4 protein-coding genes are annotated in these 3,164 nt (G+C 67.9%); 1 reads left to right on the forward strand and 3 read right to left on the reverse strand.

What is annotated here, in order from left to right; all coding sequences use genetic code 11:
- The 3 genes from ACOADB_RS28155 to ftsE form a co-directional block, all read right to left on the reverse strand.
- The coding region (locus ACOADB_RS28155) for a hypothetical protein (protein WP_378606978.1) at nt 1–624 on the reverse strand (624 nt) is incomplete at its 3' end.
- 88 nt (nt 625–712) lie between these two features.
- On the reverse strand, nt 713–1,654 hold the full coding sequence (ftsX, locus tag ACOADB_RS28160; protein ID WP_378606981.1) for a permease-like cell division protein FtsX: 942 nt from the start codon (nt 1,652–1,654) through the stop codon (nt 713–715).
- A 20-nt stretch (nt 1,655–1,674) separates the two neighbouring features.
- Nucleotides 1,675–2,364 (reverse strand): cell division ATP-binding protein FtsE, encoded by a 690-nt coding sequence (ftsE, locus tag ACOADB_RS28165; protein WP_056707784.1) that lies wholly within the window; start codon nt 2,362–2,364, stop codon nt 1,675–1,677.
- A 55-nt stretch (nt 2,365–2,419) separates the two neighbouring features.
- Here ftsE and ACOADB_RS28170 point away from each other — a divergent pair, with 55 nt between their 5' ends.
- Nucleotides 2,420–3,061 carry a hypothetical protein gene (locus tag ACOADB_RS28170; protein WP_378606986.1) on the forward strand — a complete coding sequence of 214 codons (642 nt, stop codon included), beginning with the start codon at nt 2,420–2,422 and terminating at the stop codon, nt 3,059–3,061.
- The last annotated feature ends 103 nt before the right edge of the window (nt 3,062–3,164 follow it).

Raw genomic sequence — 3,164 nt, forward strand, 5'->3', positions numbered from 1 at the left:
AGCCACCTCGTTGCGCGCAGCGGCCACCTCGATCTTGCGCCGCTCCATGGCGGCCTCGGCCGCTTCGAGGGCGACCAGCGCCTGGTTCTGTCGACCGGTGACCAGGTCGTACGCCGTCTGGCTGACCAGCACGTCCTCGATGGAACCGCTGTTCATGTAGGAGTTCAGCAAGGCCATCCGGGCGTCGTCACCGGTGCCCATCACGATGATGGCGTCACGGCTCGCGAGCCGCTGCACCGCGACCTCGGCACGCGCCTGCTCGAGGTCGATCTTGGCCAGCCGGAGCTTCTCCTCGGCGAGGACGAGCTTGTTGGCCAGCTCGGCCGCCGCGGCACGCGCCCGGCCGAGGTCCGTCCGGACGGCGCTCAGCCGCGACTGCGCGGCCGTGAGCTGCTTCTGGGCCGCCTTCAGCTCGCGGGCGATCTTCGCGACCTTCTGGCTGGCCTCGTGGATGTCGCCCTTGACGTCCGAGATCTGGCCCCGGACCTGGTCCTGCTTGTCCTCGAGGTCGTCCCGGTCATCAGCATGGGCAATCGGTACGGCGAGGCCGGCGACTGCCACGATGACGGCGATCGCCGTCACCAGCCACTGGGGATGGGCCCACGTGGGAAGCCGATCGGTCACACGGCGAAACCCTGGGGCGCTGGGGAAGGAGCGCACAGGTAAACCATTCGTTCGGGGAAGTGAACCTGTCGACCGTAACCGCCGCGGATCAGACTTTTACGTATTTCCGGGTCAACAGGAGTGTCGGGATCAGTGTGAGCGCCGGACCGAGGAAGACGATCCCGAGCGGGAAGCCGCCGATCAGCGTCTGGGTGTAGTCGCCCCAGTCGACCCACGGCAGGAACTGGACGTGTTCGGCCAGGCCCTTCTCGATGCCCCAGTACTGGAAGGACGCCAACGCCCCGGCCGCGAGCCCGACACCGATGATGGCGGTGACCAGTGACTCGAGGAGGAACGGCAACGCGATGTAGAGGGTCGAGGCACCCACCAGGCGCATGATCCCGATCTCGCGTCGGCGCGCGAGCGCGGCCAGGCGGATCGTGTTGGTGACCTGGAGCAGGGCGGCGAGCAGCAGGAAGCCCGAGCCGATCCACGACCCGTACTTGAGGACCTTCATGATCCCGAAGATCTGGCCGAGCGCCTCACGCTCGTCCTTGATCACCGAGACGCCGTCGAGGCCCTCCAGTGCGCTGATGATCCCGTCGGCCTTCTCCGGGTTCTTCAGGGTCACCCAGTAGCCGGCCGGCCAGCTCTCGACGGTCACGACGGGGTTCGGCCCGCTGTAGGCGGTCTCGGGGATCGCGCCGGACTCCTTGGCGTTCTCGAAGCCCTCCTGCTTGGAGACGAAGCGGAACGACCTGACCTCGTCGTTGCCCTTGACCTCGGTCTCGATCCGCTGCTGCTGCTCGGCGGTGACCTCACCACCGGCGCAGTTCGGGTTGTTCGAGGGGTCGTCGTCGATGCAGAGGTTGACGAGGATCTTCAGCTCGTTGCCCAGGGACTTGTTCGCCAGGTCGGCCTCACGCTGGATGAGGATGCCGACGCCGGCGAGGGACAGCGAGACGAAGAGGGTCAGGATGACGGCCAGGTGCATCGAGAGGTTGCGCCGCAGGCCGGTGCGGAGCTCGGTGAAGACATAGCGAAGCTGCATGTTGGGGAGTTCTCCTTGACTCAGTGCTGGAAGCCGTAGCTACCGGCCGCCTCGTCGCGGATGACCTTTCCGTGCTCGAGCTCGATGACCCGCTTGGTGAACTGGTCGACGATGCCGTGGTCGTGGGTGGCCATGACCACCGTCGTACCGGTCTGGTTGATGTCGCCGAGCAGGTTCATGATGCCGACCGAGGTCTGCGGGTCCAGGTTGCCGGTGGGCTCGTCGGCGATGAGGATCATCGGCCGGTTCACGAACGCGCGGGCGATGGCCACCCGCTGCTGCTCACCACCGGAGAGCTCGTCAGGCATCCGGTCGCCCTTGTCCTTGAGGCCGACCAGCTCGAGGGTCTCGGGCACGACCTTGTTGATCTCGCGCTGGGACTTGCCGATCACCTGCTGGGCGAAGGCGACGTTCTCGGACACGGTCTTGTTCGGGAGCAACCGGAAGTCCTGGAAGACGGTGCCGATCTGGCGGCGCAGGCGGGGCACCTTCCAGCCCGCCATCCGGTTGATCTCCTTGCCGGCGACGTGGACGCGCCCCGTGGTCGGCCGCAGCTCGCGCAGGACGAGCCGCAGCGCGGTCGACTTGCCCGAACCGGAGGTGCCGACGAGGTAGACGAACTCGCCCTTGTCGATGTCAATACTGACCTGGTCCAGCGCTGGTTTGCCGGGTCCGGCGTAGCGCTTGGTGACCTTTTCGAAGCGAATCACTGACCTGACGGTACGCGACGGGCAAGGCGAGGTCGCGCCCACTAGTCTGGCGGGCGTGTCGACGGTCCTGCGCGCGCTGCTTCTCTCCGCGCTCCTCACCCTGGTGCCCGTCGGCATCGGCGTGGCCGTCTCGGACGACACCACGAGTGCGGCCCTGCCTCCCGCCTACAAGGGCACCGATCTCGCCGACTTCGACACCAGTGCGGCGGTCGTCCAGCGGACCCCGTTCTGCGAGCTGGTGCCCGCTGCGGCCGTCAAGGCAGCCCTCGGGACTGCAGGGGACCTGACGTCGTACGGCAACGGCGAGGAGTCCGCTGCGCTCCCCGGCAGTGACGTCGCCCACGAGTACGGCTGCCTGTTCGGCCAGGCGGACGCCCCCGGTTCCGAGGCGCGGGGCTGGGTCTTCGCTCCCCCGGTCAGCGCCGAGCGGGCTTCGGCCCTGATCAGCGCCACCACGACCGATGTGTGTGTCGCACAACCCGGCGCTCCCGCCTACGGAACCCCGTCGGTTGCGGTGGTCTGCACCAACGGTGACGCCCGTACGGCGTCCTTCCGTGGCCTGTTCGGCGATGCGTGGCTGGCCTGCAGCCTGACCCTCCCGGTCGGGGTCGCCGAGGCCGACCTCGTCAGCCGGGCCGGGCGCTGGTGCGTCGCGGTCGCCCAGGCCGCCTCCTTCACCGCGTCCAGCACGTCCTGACCTGACGATCGGCTGGATCCACCGGGACCTTCGTCCTGATCCGTCGTCCTGCGCTCACGTCGGTGCCGCACCGGCCGATGTGGACACACATGGTTCAGGTCCT

It is taken from the genome of Nocardioides sp. CPCC 206348 (assembly GCF_048654705.1).
In the GTDB taxonomy this organism is placed as follows: Bacteria; Actinomycetota; Actinomycetes; order Propionibacteriales; family Nocardioidaceae; genus Nocardioides.